Raw genomic sequence first — 13,157 nt, 5'->3', positions numbered from 1 at the left:
CCGTCAGCCGTCAGCCGTCAGTTGTCAGTTGTCAAAGGCGAACACCCGTAGCGGATCCAGGCGAAGCTCGTACGGGCCCATGCAGTCGGCGGTGAGGGTTGCCAGTGGCGTGCCGCAGGGGCAGGCCTGATTGGGGCCGTGGGTTCCGTCCGGGCCGCAGCAGCCGACCGCGTTCGCGAAGCCGGGCAGATATTCGAGCGCCGGCGCATCCTCCGGGTGGATGACCACCAGGGCATGCCTCCGTCCGCCGGAGTGGCGCAACGCCTTGTCGTGGCCGTGGCGACGCAGAGAAACCGCATCCTCCTCCGACTCGGTTGCGTAATGCCCGAGCGGCACGGTTGACGGTGCGACGTCCTGGCCCTTCGGCCGGATCGGATCGTCCGGGGTCTCGGGCATCGCGGGCAGGGCTGTGAGGTCCGGCGTCAGTGCGCGGCTGCACCTCGCGCAATAGAAGACGGTCACGCGCCCATGTTCGCAGGCACGCTCACCCCGCGCATCCGTCTTTGCGGCCCGGCCCGACCCGACCCGACCCGGCCCCGACCCGGCCCCGACCCGGCCCGACCGGCCCCGACCGGCCCCGACCGGCCCCGGCCCGACCCGCCCGGCCCCGGCCCGACCCGGCCCGGCCGGCCCCGGCCCGACTCGCCCGGCCCGGCCCAACCGGCCCGGCCCAACCGGCCCGGCCCAACCGGCCCGGCCCAACCCGCCCGGCCCAACCCGCCCGGCCCAATTCAACTCGACCCGACCCGGCCCGACTCGCCCGACCCGGCCCGACTCGCCCGACCCGGCCCGACCCGCCCGGCCCGGCCCGGCCCGAACGAACTGACCCGGCCCAACCGACCCGGCTCGGCTCGAACCGACCGGTCCGACCGACCCGACCCGACCCGATCCGACCGACCCGACCCGACCCGATCCGACCGACCCGGCTCGGCTCGAACCGACCGACCGGCCCGACCGGCCCGACCCGAACCGACCGGCCCAGCCCGGCCGGCCCGGCCCGGCTTGGGTCAGGCGCCGCCGGTGGTGGTGTTGCGGACGATGGCGAGGATGAGGCCCGCGGTGATCAGGGCGGAGATCAGGACCGTTGCCACCGAGGAGGCGTCCAGGGGGGTGTCGCCGCGGTCGGCGACGCGTTTGGCCGTGACCACGGCGAGGATCGGGCCGAGGAGGGCGACGATCAGGGCGACCACGGGGAGGCCGGTGGCGAGGTCGCCGCCGCTGCGGTGGCCGGCCCAGCGGATCAGGGACCAGGCTGCCAGGCCGACTGCTCCACCCAGGGCGCCCAGGGCGGCGTACGTGATGGATGCGGCTTTGAGGGGTTTGACCGTGGGTTTCCAGGCTGCTGTTGCTGCTGCTTCCTGGAGGTAGTCGGCGGGTTCACGGTCGCGCTGGCGGGGGATCTGGGGCTGGGGCGGGCCGCCGAAGCGGTCGGCGAGGCGGCCGGTGTGGTGGGCGAATTCGGCCCAGAGGCCGCGGACGTCCGCGTCGACCTCCTCGAGGCGGCGGCGGGCCGTGGTGACTTCCTGCTCGGCGGCGCGGACGCGGGTGGCGGCCGTGCGGACGGCTTCGTCGGCCTCGGCGGCTCGTGTGTCGTGCCAGGCGTGGGCTTCGCCGCGGTGGGTTGCTGCCTCGTCGTCGAGGTTGGTCAGCTTGCGCACGACGCTGCGGTAGTCGGGGGTGCGGCGTTCGAGGACGCCGTCGGTGTCGCCAGGGGTCATTGGTGTCCGTAAGGGATGATCACCTCGGCGCCGCGATGCACCGAGCGGTCGAAGTGCAGCGCCCGCCAGGGTCGCGGGTACCAGGCGGGGGAGCCGTGGCCGGGGTAGTAGGGCGAGAGCTCGCTGCCGTGGACGTCCAGCGCCACCCAGGAGCCGATGACGTCGGTGCGGCTGGCCTGGCCGCCGAGTGTGTCGCGTAGCAGGGACGCGCCGCGCCACCAGCCGATGACGTGGACGCGGCGTTCCGGGCCCTGGCGCAGGATCGTGCGGAGCATGGCCGCTCCGTTGCCGGGGGCCGCGTCCACCGCGTACAGCAGAAGGAACATCGGTTTGTCGGCCGAGGTGCCCGACGTGGCGCGGTCCTGTGCGTCCTCGAGGAGGAGGTCGACGTTGTCCGCGTCGTAGTAGCCGGTGTCGGCGGGCAGGAACGCCTTCAGGGACTCCACAGCGGTGGCCGCGTCGGTGTCGAGGCAGGCGACCTTGAACTGGGCGGCGCCGGGTTCGAACTGGGCGGCGAGGGAGCGGGCCGCGGTGTTCAGGACGGCGCAGGCCTCGTCGACGCGGGTGCCCATGACGGCGATGTTGCGGCCGGGGGCGCGGCGCAGGACCGTACGCGCGGAGCGGGACTCGACGTCGATTGTCTCGCCGAGGAGGACCACCGGGGCGGCGACCGTGGCGGCCGGGGTCATCCGCCGGAAGTCGGGGCTGTCGTCGAGGCGGGGGATCGCGTCACCGTCGAAGAGCCGGGGCGCGGGGAGCTCCTGCGTGCGGCGGCGCCACAGTCGGTGCTGCAGGGCGCTCCAGCGTTCGCGGTTGCCGGCGTCGGGCACCCGGACGACCCGGTTGGCCTCGACGGCGCCGGAGTCGGCGTTGACCACCGCGTGGTAGCGGGGCAGCACGTCGGCGGCGGTGTTGGTCTCGGCGAGCACCCGCCGGGCGCGGGGCAGCGCGATCCGCAGCGAGAACTGCGCCACCAGCGCGGGGCGGCCCCACAGCGCCTCGATGCCGGAGACGTCCTGGCTGGCGAGCACGAGGTGGATGCCCTGCGAGCGGCCCCGGCGGGCGAGGTCCTCGAGCAGGTCGACGGCCTCGGCGGCGACGGCGTCCCGGCCGGACAGCAGCACCTGGAACTCGTCGACGATCGCGACGATGCGCGGCCACGAGCCGTCCGGGTCCTCGGCGCGCAGCTCGGCCAGGTTGGTGACCTCGTGGCGTTTCGCGGCGTCGGCGCGGGCCCGCAGCTCGGCGCCGAGGAACCGCAGCAGGGCCAGGCCGAACTCGCGGTCGGTGTTGACGTTGACGCCGACGAGCCGCACGTGCGGCAGCCAGCTGGGGTCACGCCGGCCGGGCGCGAACCGGGCGAACGACACGCCCTCCTTGAAGTCGAGCAGGTAGAACGCCAGCTCGGCGGGGGAGTAGCGAGCGGCGAGCGCCCCCATCCAGGCGTAGATGAGGTTGGTCTTGCCGGTGCCCGAGGGGCCGGCGATCAGCGCGTGCGGTGGGTAGTCGGAGAGCGTGACGTGCACCGGAGCGCCCTGCGGGCTGTCGCCGAGCGGGGCGGTCAGCGCCCGCGCCGAGGTCTCCTGCCACTCCTGCTCGGGGAGCAGGCTGTCGAGGGCCACCGGCTCCGGACCGGCCGCGACGGCGTCGGCGATCTGCCGGCAGGTGCTGGTCACCACGGCCTGCGGCGGGCCGTGGTCCAGCTGCACGGGAAGGTCACCGCAGCCGCTGAGCCGCGCGCCGTCGCCGGGCATCGCGTCGATGATCTCGATGTTCGCTGCCTGCGGCACCGGGATGTCTCTGATGACGAGGTGTACGCCGCAAGCCGCACCCGTGCGCACCAGCCGGTCCAGCTGCCCGCGCTCGTGCTTGGACAACTCGTCGGGGCGTCCCGAGCCGAGCAGGATCGCAACCCGCCACGGCTCCGGCCGGCGCCCCGTGGCGGAGGCGAGCTCCCGCAGCGACGAGTGCTCACCGGCCAGCACCGTCTCGTTGATCCGCCGCACGTTGTCGACCAGCTCGTCGAGGAGCGGGCCGAGCCCGCCGGGGCCGACGAACTGCAGCACCCCGGCAGGGGCGAGCGGGGCGAACCCGGCCAGTCCGCCGCCGAGCTGCTCGGGGTCGTAGCCGGTCAGGGTGACCCGGCCCGGCGTGACGCTGCCGAGCGCGCGCAGCAGTAACCCGGCCACCACGTCGTCGCCGACCCGCGGGTCGCCGCGGACCAGCACGTGGCCGCGGTCGAGCAGCGGGACGAGCGCTGGCACCTCGCCGTCCCAGGGCAGCAGCAGCTCACCGACCCGCAGCTCGGGGGCGGTCGTGCCGGAATCGGCGGGGGTCGGCGACCAGCGCTGCCACGGGGCACCGGCCGCGCCGGGAGCGGCGGCCGCCGCCGTCTCGGCCGCGGTCTCCGCCAGCTCGGCGAGGTCGCGTTCGTGCTGCTCGTCGATCTCGCCGAGGCGTTTGTCGCGCTCGTGGGCGAGCCGGCCACGGCGCTCCCGGGCGGCGGCGACCACGCGGTTGCGGCGATCGAGGGCGGCTTCGAGCTCGGTCTCGGCGGCGTCCAGGCTGTCCTTCGCCGCGCCCAGGGCGTGCGACAGGGCGGCCCGGACCTCGACGACCTGCTGGGATCTTGACTCAGGCATCGACACCACGGGGTCGCAGGGGTTCGGGGGCTCTCGGGTCCAGGGTCGACGGGTCGCGGCCCAGGCGGGCCAGCAGCACGCCGGTGAGCACACCCGCCGTGACCGCGGAGTCGGCCGGGTGGGCCGGGTCCGACGAGGTGACCGGGCTGCGGCAGATGCGGGCCAGCATCGTGTCGAGCACGTCCGGCGGGGTGCCCGGCAGCAGCGCCTTCACCCGCCCACCGGCCGCGCTCTGCAGCCGCTTGAGGTCGTCGGGGCCGGGCTCGTGGCCGAGCAGGTCGGCCGCGAGCCGCTGCAGCACCGGGGAGCTGACCGCGGACAGGCCCAGCCCGGTCGCGGCGTCGACCTCGTGCAGGTCACGGCCCACCCGCGCCCGATCACCGGAGCGCACCCCGGCGGCGACCCTGCGCAGCAGCTCCGCGGTGTCACCCGAGCGGCCCTGCTGAGGGGTGCCGTCCTGCTTCTCCGGGGGTGCCGCCTCGCCGGTCAGCTCGGCGACGCGGGACTGCCACCACGGGCCGAGCTTCTCGGGCGGCGGCTGCTTCTGCGCACCGGAGATGCCGGCCTCGTCGGGTTTCAGGGCCGCCTTGTAATCGGTGTCGGCCGGCGCGGCGGCCTCACCGGTGAGCCCCACGGCGGCCAGATAGGACGCGATCGCGTCCTGGGCGAGGCGCAACGCGGCCGCCGCGCTCTCGGCCTGCTCGACGGCGTTGCCGAGCTGCGGCACGCCGAGCGGGTCCACCGAGGTCTGGCGCACCCAGTTGAGCAGCTCCGCCGCGCTGTTGAGCCGCTCCCGGGCGATCGAGACCAGACCGGTGGGCAGCTCCTCGGAGGTGGCACGGAGCTGGGCGCCGAGTTCCTGCAGCAGCGACATCGGGTTAGAGCGTCGCCGTGTAGGTCTGGGCCTGCTCGACCGCCTGCAGGGTCGCGCCGAAGCACTCCTCGAGCTGCTGGTCGGCCTGCGACAGCGAGGCATGCGCGGCGCCGACCGCGTCGTTGGCGGAACCGTCGAGCGCTGCGGCCAGGCTCTGCTGAGCCTCGCCGATCTTCTCGCGGGCCGCCTGGATCGCGGCCTGCCCCTCGGTGACCTGCTGGAGAGCGGCGTCGACGGCCGCTCTCACCTCGGCGACGCTGGCCACTCGTGCAGCCTCCTGATTGGTTCGGACCTCCTGCTGTATGTCCCAGCTTAGTCGTCCACGATGCACCGGTCGTGCCCGCGTGCCCGATTCACCGAGGGACGCTGCTCGGGCCGCGTACCTCCGCGCCGAGGGCTGTCACCCGTTCGCGCAGTCCCCGGTCGGCGGTCACCACGACCACCCTGCGGCCGGGCTCCGCGGCGGCCACCACGTCCACGATCGTGTCGTCGCCGGAGCCGGGCGCGCGCTCCACGCGTACTGAATCAATGGCCGGAGTGTCGCGAGCCTTGCCCTCCACGACCAGGACGACCTCGATCGGGCCCGGAAGATCTTTGATGCCTTCGGTGTTGAGACCGGCGAGGCCATCTCGAAGGCGCACCGCCGCACCCGCGCGGTCCTTCCACCAGCCGTCGGGCTTCGAGCCCACGACGTTGGCGGCGTCCACGACGAGCAGCGGCAGCGACATATGACCAGCGTCTCATACCGGAATTGAACGATCGTTCAGGTAGTTGTGACAGGTCGTGAGGCCGGGAGCGTCCCGCGTGAGCGGCCTCGCATCAACGAGACGTCAGAGAGAAGACACCATGAGCATCGGACCCCTGGGACCGACCGGCCCCGGTGACTGGGACGACCTTTTCGCACGCTTCTTCGCAGGCGGCGAGTCACGGCGGTCCGCACAGCGGATCGACATCACCCGATTCATGAGTGCGGACGCGCGTGAGGTTCTCTCCGCCGCCGCACGCCGGGCGGCCGAGGTGGCGCCCGCCGGCGTGGGCATCGCCGACCTCGACACCGACCACCTGCTCTGGGGCGTGCTGCAGCAGGAGCCGCAGCGGGCCCTGCTACGCCGCGCCGGTGCCGACCCCGACGCCCTGCTCGCCGAGCTGGGCAGGGCGACCCGCGTGCCCGGCAGCGAACTGCCCGACACGATCGCGCTGACCCCGGCGGCAAAGCGCGCGCTGCTCGACAGCCTGCAGATCTCGCGTGCCGTCGCAGCGTCCTACGTGGGCCCGGAGCACATCCTGATGGCGCTCGGTGTCAACCCCGACTCCGCCGCCGGACGGCTGCTCGCCGGCCGTGTCGATCCCCGCACGTTGCAGAACGTCGAACCCCAGACGGCAGGTGGCACCACGAACACCCCCACTCTCGAGCAGTACGGCGTGGACCTGACCGATCTTGCCCGCCGTGGCGAGATCGACCCGGTGATCGGCCGCGCGGACGAGATCGAGCAGGCCGTGGAGATCCTGTCCCGGCGTACGAAGAACAACCCGGTCCTGATCGGTGAGGCCGGCGTCGGCAAGACCGCGATCGTCGAGGGCCTGGCCCAGCGCATCGTGGACGGCGACGTCCCGCAGACCCTGGCCGGCAAGCGCGTGATCCAGCTCGACCTGGCCGGTCTGGTGGCGGGCACCCGCTACCGCGGCGACTTCGAGGAGCGGCTGACCAAGGTCATCGACGAGATCCAGGAGAACGGCGACGGCCTGATCGTCTTCCTGGACGAGATCCACACCCTGGTCGGCGCCGGTGGTGGCGGCGGCGAGGGCGGCGGCATGGACGCCTCCAACATGCTCAAGCCCGCGCTGGCCCGCGGCCGCATGCGCGTGGTCGGCGCGACCACCCTGGACGAGTACCGCCGCAACATCGAGAAGGACGCCGCCCTGGCCCGCCGGTTCCAGCCGGTCCTGGTCGGCGAGCCCAGCGTCGAGGACACCGTCGCGATCCTGCGCGGGCTGCGGGACAACTACGAGGCGCACCACCAGGTGCGGATCACCGACGAGGCGCTCGACGCCGCAGCGGAGCTGTCGGACCGCTACATCACCGACCGGTTCCTGCCGGACAAGGCGATCGACCTGATCGACCAGGCCGGTGCCCGGGTGCGGTTGCGGGTCAAGACCCAGCCCGCGGACGTCCGCGAGCAGGAGCGCCGCCTCGAGCAGCTCACCCGGGACCGCGACCAGGCGGTGGCCGCGGAGAACTACGAGAAGGCCTCGCAGTTCCGCGACGAGATGGCAGAGCTCAAGACCCGGATCGAGCAGGGCGACGGTACGGCCGGAGCTGTCCCGCAGGTCACCCCGGACGACATCGCCGAGGTGGTCTCGCGTGCCACGGGTATCCCCGTCGCGCAGCTCACCGAACAGGAGCGCGACCGGCTGCTGCGCCTGGAGGGCCACCTGCACGACCGGGTGGTCGGCCAGGACGAGGCCGTCGTCGCGGTCGCCGAGGCGGTCCGGCGCTCGCGTGCCGGGCTCGGTGACCCGGACCGGCCGGTGGGCAGCTTCCTGTTCCTCGGCCCGACCGGTGTCGGCAAGACCGAGCTGGCCCGTGCCCTCGCCGAGTCGCTGTTCGGTGAGACGGAGCGGATGATCCGGCTGGACATGAGTGAGTTCCAGGAGCGGCACACCGTCTCCCGGCTCGTCGGTGCCCCTCCCGGCTACGTCGGCTACGACGAGGCCGGGCAGCTGACCGAGGCCGTGCGGCGCAACCCGTACTCCGTGGTGCTGCTGGACGAGATCGAGAAGGCCCACCCGGACGTCTTCAACATCCTGCTCCAGGTGCTCGACGACGGGCGGCTGACCGACAGTCAGGGCCGGACGGTGAGCTTCAAGAACACCGTACTGATCATGACGAGCAACATCGGGTCGGAGATCATCAACGGCAGCAAGCGGACCCTGGGCTTCGGCACCGCCGAGGGTGCGGATCTCGACGAGCGGCTCGACCGGCGGCTGCGGGAGCAGTTCCGCCCCGAGTTCATCAACCGGATCGACGAGGTCATCGTCTTCCGGCAGCTCGAGACGGATCAGCTGCGCACGATCACCGAGCTGCTGCTCGAGGACACCCGGCGCAGGCTGCACGCGCAGGACGTCACCCTCGACATCACCGTCGGGGCCGTCGACTGGCTCGCCGCCAAGGGCTTCCAGCCCGAGTACGGTGCCCGGCCGCTGCGCCGCACGATCCAGCGTGAGCTGGACAACCGGTTGTCGCGGATGCTGCTCGCCGCCGACCTGGCCCCGGGCCGGACGGTCCACGTCGACGTCGCCGACGGCCAGTTGACCTTCACGGTCAGCTCGCCCACCCCGGCAGCCGTCTGACAGCTGTAGATAGGAGAAGCCCCGGCTACCCGGCCGGGGCTTCTTCGTGTCACACCGTTGCGAGCTGCTCGACGCCGAGCTGGGGGTAGTCCTCCAGCCATTCGATGTAGAGCGGGTTGCGCGCCGAGGCCTCCAGATAGGCCTCCCGCGCCATCGTCACGAGCCGGGGCGCCACCTGGGCGGCGGTGCTCTCCGGGTGCCAGCCGAGCATCTGCCGCCAGCGCAGCGGCGCGCCCTTCATCGGCAGCGTCACCAGGCCCGCCGGGGGCCGGAAGCTGGGCTGCGCGAGCATCACGGCCATCCCGGACTCCACCATGTCGATGGCGCAGCGGATGTCGGTCTCCAGCACCTGCTTCGGCGCGAACCCGGCCCGCGCACAGGCCGCCGCGAAGCAGTCCCCGAAGCAGCCGCCACCGGGGCCGCCGGTCCACACCAGCTCGCTGAGCTCGGCGAGATCGACCTCCATCCCCTTGGCCTGGGGGTGGTCCTCGGGCATCAGGACGCAGACGCCGTCCATCGCGATGGTCTGCCAGACCAGGCCGTGCTCGGCCGCGGGGATGGCGTCCCCGCAGATGCCGACCTGGGCGAAGTCCAGCTTGCCGGCGAGCGTCATCGCGGCCAGCTCGTCCACGTAGTACGACGCGTGCGTGCTGATCTGGGCGTCGGGCTGGGCCGCGGACAGCCGGGTGACCATGCCGCCGACCACGGGACCGCCGATGGCCCCGATCCGGTAGCGGCTCATGGCGGTGTCCGGTCCGGACCCGGCGAGCCGGGCGGCCTCGTCCTGCAGGCCCTTCATGGCGGGCAGCAGCACCCGGGCGCGGGAGAGCACGAGCTCGCCCAGCGCCGTCGGGCGGGCCCCGCGGCGGTCACGTTCGAACAGGGGTCCGCCCAGCGTGCGCTCGATGCGTTGCAGCTGCGCGGTGAGGGCGGGCTGGGCGAGGCCGAGCAGCGATGCCGCCTTCGTGACGCTGCCCGTCTCCGCGATGGCACAGACCACCTTGAGGTGCCGCAGCTCCAGGTTCATAGCGTGACGGTAGGACGTTCGCGGGATAAGGGCTAGACCTTCGGCCAGCCAATGATCCCCCATATGTGACGAACCGGTTAAACAAAAGGACAGAAACTACTAAGCCGTACGCGCGTACGGGAACGTTGAGTGTTCTTTGCAACCCGGTGTGTCACAAATCGCGGGGGTACGTCGTGCGCCGGCCGACCACGTCGCGCACCTTGTCGATGAGCGCGACCGCCGGATCGACCACTTTGTTCCACGGGGGCGTCACCGGCATGCTCGGGTGTGGACGCGTCGGTGCCGCCTCCTCGGCCAGCTCGAAACGGTTGCCGAGCCGGATCAGGTCCTCCACCGAGGCCAGCTGCAGCAGCAACGGCATCAGCTCCCGCGCCATGGCCTCGTCGTGCCGGTCGAGTCGCGTGAGGACATCCGCGGCCCGGTCGACCAGCTCCTCCTGCTTCGCACCGTCCAGCAGGCGCAGCGACTCCAGCAGGGCGCGGTCCTCCAGCAACTCCCGGTCCGCCAGGTCCCCGCCGTCGGGCACGGTCGCCCGCACGGCGGGATAGAGGTACTGCTCCTCCGCGGACAGGTGCCGCGACACCGAGGCGACAACCACCTGCGCGAGAGTGCGGCGCCGCGCGGCGTCCGTACCCTCGGCGGTCAGCTCGGCGCACAGCTCCCGCAGCTCGTGGTGCTCACGCGTGATCACATCGACGACGTTGGGACCGGTCGTCTCGCCACCGACGGGTGGCAGCGGGGGAAGAGGAACAGACGTAGTCACGCCGGGCCTGTTACCCGTACCTGATCCACCGCCAAACGCAAACGACGCTCGGCATGCTGGTAAGAAGGTCGGATGGAACCACTTACCGCCGCCGGCGAGGTTGTCGGGATCTGCCGCGACCTCCTGCGGATCGACACCAGCAACACCGGCGACCCGCGTACGACCGTCGGGGAGCGTGTCGCGGCCGAATACGTCGCCGCGCAGCTCCACGACGTCGGCATCGAGTCCGTGCTGCACGAGTCCGCGCCGAAACGGGCCAACCTCGTCGCCCGGATCCCCGGCGCCGACCGCTCCCGGGGCGCGCTGCTCGTGCACGGGCACCTCGACGTCGTTCCTGCCGACGCCAGCGAATGGTCCGTGGACCCGTTCTCCGGCGAGGAGAAGGACGGCTACCTCTGGGGCCGCGGCGCGATCGACATGAAGGACTTCGACGCGATGATGCTGGCCGTCGTCCGCGACTGGCAGCGGGGCGGCGTGGTTCCGCCCCGCGACATCGTGCTGGCGTTCACGGCGGACGAGGAAGCGGGCATGGAGTACGGCTCGCAGTTCCTCGTCCGCGAGCACGCGGACCTGTTCGAGGGCTGCACCGAGGCGATCGGCGAGGTCGGCGGTTTCTCGTACACCATCAACGACGACCTGCGCCTCTACCTCGTCGAGACCGCCGAGAAGGGCATCGACTGGCTGCGCCTGCACGCCAAGGGCCGCCCGGGCCACGGCTCGTTCGTGCACGACGACAACGCCGTCACCGCGCTCGCCGAAGCGGTCGCCGCCGTCGGCCGGCACAAGTTCCCGATGACGATCACACCGACCGTACGCTCGTTCCTCGAACAGGTCTGCGACGCCATCGGTATCGAGTTCGACCCCGCCGAGCCCGAGCTCGCCATCTCCAAGCTCGGCCCGATCGCCAACCTGATCGGCGCGACGGTGCGCAACACCGCCAACCCGACCCGCCTCGAGGCCGGCTACAAGGACAATGTCATCCCCGGCCGGGCGTCCGCCACGATCGACTGCCGCACCCTGCCCGGGCAGGCCGAGAGCTTCCTCGCGGAGCTGCGCTCGGTGATCGGCCCGGACATCGAGATCGAGCACCTGCAGCAGCAGGCCGCCCTGGAGACCGGCTTCGACGGCGACCTCGTCGCCGCCATGAGCGCCGCCCTGCGCGCCGAGGACCCGGGCGCCCGCGCGGTGCCGTACATGCTGTCGGGCGGCACCGATGCCAAGGCATTCACCACCCTCGGCATCCGCTGCTTCGGCTTCGCCCCGCTCAAGCTCCCGGCCGACCTGAACTTCTCCGCCCTGTTCCACGGCGTCGACGAGCGCGTCCCCGTGGAGGGACTACAGTTCGGTGCGCGTGTGCTCGACCGGTTCCTCAGGTCGAGCTGAAGCGCCCTTTATGTGGAGAAGTTGATGAGAGGACTTATCTGACCATGACCGATCAGAACGCGGAGCTCGATGCCGCCCTCGAACGGGTCGTGGAGGCTGCCAGGAAGCACCTGACGGCGGTCAAGGCCGCCCAGGGCCGGGTGGACGACGACGACGTGTGGCAGGCCTACGTCGACCTCAACAACGCCTCGTTCGCGTACGACGAGCAACTGCTCGAAGCCTTCGGCGAGGTCACCCCCTGGGACGTCGAAGCCATCGACCCCGACGAGGCCGACGCCCGCTTCGGCGGCGCCTCCATCGGCGCCGACGGCACCGCCACCGACCCCTACGAGCAGGTAATCTCGGTCCGCCAGCGCCGCGACTACCGCGTCCCCAGCGTCGCAGCCCTGCTGCGGGTCGCCGACGCCGCCCGCCAAAACCTCGTCCCCGCCGACGAGGAACCGGGCCCGGTCGAATCCGTAGGCGAGGCCGTCCTGGAACTCCTCCAGGCCGGCGACGGCTCCCTCAGCTCCCTGGACGTCCCCGAGCTCGAGCCCCTGGACGGCCTCCTGACCGTCTCCGAGGTCAAAGAACCCCTCGACCTCGAGGCCTACGCCGACGAGGACGGCGAGGGCCCCTTCGCCCCGGCCCCGGACGACCTGCTGGTCGGCCGCCTGGACGAACACCCCTTCCTCCCCGACGAGGAAGACGACCACGCCGGCCACAACCACTAACACGCGCAGCCCCAACCACGACCTGGTTGAGCCGCAACCACGAGCTGGTTGAGCCGCAACCAAAGTCGCATTGCGCCCGCTGCTGTCGGGGGCGCCAAAACGGACTAGGCGCCCTTTGCCGTGGTCCGTTTTGGTGCCCCCGACAGCAGCTCCCAGGGGCGCAATGCCGCCGGAGCGAAGCGAGGGCCAGAAACTCAGCAGCCGTAACCGCCCAGCTCAGCCATCTGTCGGTTGACCTTTGCGTGGCTACCGCAGCTCAACGCCCTGTTGGTTGACCTTCGCAGTTCTCCGCAGCTCAACCCCCGTCGGTTGACCTTTGCGCAGCCCCCGCGGCTGAGCCGTCTGTTGGTTGACCTTTGCGCAGCCCCCGCGGCTCAACCCCCTGTTGGTTGACCTTTGCGCAGCCCCCGCGGCTCAACCCCCTGTTGGTTGACCTTTGCGCAGCCCCCGCAGCTCAGCCATTTGTTGGTTGACCTTCGCGTGGCTACCGCTGCCCAGCCACCTGTGGGGTGTGGATGAGTGTCAGAGGTGGCTGACTGACGCTTGGGGTGTGGTTGGGCTTTGTGGGTGTGGCTGCTGTGTTGCTGGCCTCCGCTTCGCTCCGGCGGCATTGCGCCCCGAGGAGCTGCTGTCGAGGGCACAAAAACGGACCACGGCAAAGGGCGCCTAGTATGGCAGCCGCCGTT

General features: G+C 71.9%; 11 protein-coding genes. 3 read left to right on the top strand and 8 right to left on the bottom strand.

The genetic code is table 11. The features are described from left to right. Positions 1-24: 24 nt before the first annotated feature. The 6 genes from Aco04nite_RS32305 to Aco04nite_RS32280 all read right to left on the bottom strand — a co-directional run bounded on the left by Aco04nite_RS32305 (position 25) and on the right by Aco04nite_RS32280 (position 5,962). On the bottom strand, positions 25-462 hold the full coding sequence (locus Aco04nite_RS32305; protein WP_213001033.1) for a hypothetical protein: 438 nt from the start codon (positions 460-462) through the stop codon (positions 25-27). 545 nt (positions 463-1,007) lie between these two features. Beyond that, positions 1,008-1,718: an intermediate filament family protein gene (locus Aco04nite_RS32300; protein ID WP_213001032.1), complete on the bottom strand. Its 711-nt coding sequence runs from the start codon at positions 1,716-1,718 to the stop codon at positions 1,008-1,010. Then, entirely contained in the window at positions 1,715-4,360 is a 2,646-nt protein-coding gene (locus Aco04nite_RS32295) for an FtsK/SpoIIIE domain-containing protein (RefSeq protein ID WP_213001031.1), read from the bottom strand. Before Aco04nite_RS32295 ends, Aco04nite_RS32300 begins: the two co-directional genes overlap by 4 nt. Then, positions 4,353-5,234, bottom strand: a complete 882-nt coding sequence (locus tag Aco04nite_RS32290; RefSeq protein WP_213001030.1) for a hypothetical protein — start codon at positions 5,232-5,234, stop codon at positions 4,353-4,355. Before Aco04nite_RS32290 ends, Aco04nite_RS32295 begins: the two co-directional genes overlap by 8 nt. Positions 5,235-5,238: 4 nt before the next feature. Beyond that, positions 5,239-5,499, bottom strand: coding sequence for a hypothetical protein (locus Aco04nite_RS32285; protein WP_203839476.1), 261 nt, complete (start codon positions 5,497-5,499; stop codon positions 5,239-5,241). Positions 5,500-5,587: 88 nt separating this feature from the next. After that, a complete protein-coding gene (locus Aco04nite_RS32280; protein WP_213001029.1) occupies positions 5,588-5,962 on the bottom strand; it encodes a hypothetical protein in 375 nt (124 codons plus the stop codon). A gap of 118 nt (positions 5,963-6,080) precedes the next feature. Here Aco04nite_RS32280 and Aco04nite_RS32275 point away from each other — a divergent pair, with 118 nt between their 5' ends. Continuing rightward, entirely contained in the window at positions 6,081-8,585 is a 2,505-nt protein-coding gene (locus tag Aco04nite_RS32275) for an ATP-dependent Clp protease ATP-binding subunit (protein WP_213001028.1), read from the top strand. A 49-nt stretch (positions 8,586-8,634) separates the two neighbouring features. Here Aco04nite_RS32275 and Aco04nite_RS32270 read toward each other — a convergent pair whose 3' ends face one another. Together Aco04nite_RS32270 and Aco04nite_RS32265 are read right to left on the bottom strand one after the other, a co-directional pair. Further along, a complete protein-coding gene (locus tag Aco04nite_RS32270) occupies positions 8,635-9,612 on the bottom strand; it encodes a LysR family transcriptional regulator (protein ID WP_203839473.1) in 978 nt (325 codons plus the stop codon). Between the two features lie 151 nt (positions 9,613-9,763). Beyond that, positions 9,764-10,375 carry a hemerythrin domain-containing protein gene (locus Aco04nite_RS32265; RefSeq protein ID WP_213001027.1) on the bottom strand — a complete coding sequence of 204 codons (612 nt, stop codon included), beginning with the start codon at positions 10,373-10,375 and terminating at the stop codon, positions 9,764-9,766. A 72-nt stretch (positions 10,376-10,447) separates the two neighbouring features. Here Aco04nite_RS32265 and Aco04nite_RS32260 point away from each other — a divergent pair, with 72 nt between their 5' ends. Then, complete coding sequence (locus Aco04nite_RS32260) at positions 10,448-11,758, top strand: M20/M25/M40 family metallo-hydrolase (RefSeq protein ID WP_213001026.1); 1,311 nt, start codon at positions 10,448-10,450, stop codon at positions 11,756-11,758. A gap of 44 nt (positions 11,759-11,802) precedes the next feature. Next, positions 11,803-12,471 carry a hypothetical protein gene (locus Aco04nite_RS32255; protein ID WP_213001025.1) on the top strand — a complete coding sequence of 223 codons (669 nt, stop codon included), beginning with the start codon at positions 11,803-11,805 and terminating at the stop codon, positions 12,469-12,471. Positions 12,472-13,157: the final 686 nt, after the last annotated feature.

Origin of the sequence: Winogradskya consettensis (assembly GCF_018332715.1) — a bacterium.
GTDB lineage: Bacteria > Actinomycetota > Actinomycetes > Mycobacteriales > Micromonosporaceae > Actinoplanes > Actinoplanes consettensis.
The sequence above is the reverse complement of the archived record's forward strand: the minus strand, read 5'-3'. Positions and strand labels throughout refer to the sequence as shown.

Excerpts from the sequence above, each read along its gene's own strand:
- Aco04nite_RS32300 (WP_213001032.1), bottom strand. The coding sequence starts at position 1,718 with ATGACCCCTGGCGACACCGACGGCGTCCTCGAACGCCGCACCCCCGAC.
- Aco04nite_RS32295 (WP_213001031.1), bottom strand. The coding sequence starts at position 4,360 with ATGCCTGAGTCAAGATCCCAGCAGGTCGTCGAGGTCCGGGCCGCCCTG.
- Aco04nite_RS32290 (WP_213001030.1), bottom strand. The coding sequence starts at position 5,234 with ATGTCGCTGCTGCAGGAACTCGGCGCCCAGCTCCGTGCCACCTCCGAG.
- Aco04nite_RS32280 (WP_213001029.1), bottom strand. The coding sequence starts at position 5,962 with ATGTCGCTGCCGCTGCTCGTCGTGGACGCCGCCAACGTCGTGGGCTCG.
- Aco04nite_RS32275 (WP_213001028.1), top strand. The coding sequence starts at position 6,081 with ATGAGCATCGGACCCCTGGGACCGACCGGCCCCGGTGACTGGGACGAC.
- Aco04nite_RS32270 (WP_203839473.1), bottom strand. The coding sequence starts at position 9,612 with ATGAACCTGGAGCTGCGGCACCTCAAGGTGGTCTGTGCCATCGCGGAG.
- Aco04nite_RS32260 (WP_213001026.1), top strand. The coding sequence starts at position 10,448 with ATGGAACCACTTACCGCCGCCGGCGAGGTTGTCGGGATCTGCCGCGAC.
- Aco04nite_RS32255 (WP_213001025.1), top strand. The coding sequence starts at position 11,803 with ATGACCGATCAGAACGCGGAGCTCGATGCCGCCCTCGAACGGGTCGTG.